Annotated in this window: 2 protein-coding genes; one reads left to right on the top strand and one right to left on the bottom strand. The window is 70.9% G+C overall.

Going from position 1 to position 564, the window contains the following annotated elements; genetic code table 11:
* Positions 1 to 53 precede the first annotated feature (53 nt).
* Positions 54 to 386: a hypothetical protein gene (locus GSE44_RS25195; RefSeq protein ID WP_159351553.1), complete on the bottom strand. Its 333-nt coding sequence runs from the start codon at positions 384 to 386 to the stop codon at positions 54 to 56.
* Here GSE44_RS25195 and GSE44_RS26115 point away from each other — a divergent pair.
* On the top strand, positions 385 to 564 hold a 180-nt coding region (locus GSE44_RS26115), incomplete at its 3' end, for a hypothetical protein (protein WP_235925136.1). The two genes, GSE44_RS25195 and GSE44_RS26115, sit on opposite strands and share 2 nt — an antisense overlap.

Here is a 564-nt window from a genome sequence, read left to right as displayed (position 1 = left end):
GCCATCATCCCCGATAGAGACGATCGCGCCGGTGGCCCCGGTCTCCGGCCGGGCTACGCCCGACCTGCGTCCGGGGCCACCGGCCAACTTGCCTGTCGGCACCGGCCAAGATGGTTGTCGCTGAACAGCGCCTCGACAACCGGCGCCATGCTCCAGCAGGGCACGAGGTCACGGATCCGGCCCGTGAGGCGCTCAATGCGTGCCTCGAGTTCGTTCACCGCGTCGAGGTATTCCTGGCAGGCGACCTGCTGGGCGGGGTGCGGGAGGGTCTGCTCCATCAGCCACTTCCGGTGCGGCCAGGTCCAGCGCTTGCCGTCGTAACTCCGCCCGTGCCGGAGCAGGAATCCCATCAGCCGCTGCCGCGCCTTGCGGAGCGCCTCCACCATGTCCGCCCGCGCCCTGACCAGGTCCCGCCTGTTCGAAGCAGTGCTTCGAACCGTGTTCCGGGTCCGGCACCCAGACCGGCGTCAACTCGCCGGCCCGATGCAGGCGGGCCAGCGCCGTCGCGTCCCGCCGATCGGTCTTGATCCGCTCGCCGGGCTTGCGCGGGATGAGGCTCGGCGC

Source organism: Muricoccus harenae, assembly GCF_009848505.1.
Classification (GTDB): domain Bacteria; phylum Pseudomonadota; class Alphaproteobacteria; order Acetobacterales; family Acetobacteraceae; genus Roseomonas; species Roseomonas harenae.
Note: the sequence above shows the minus strand (reverse complement) of the source record. Positions and strands in the feature narration are given on the sequence as shown.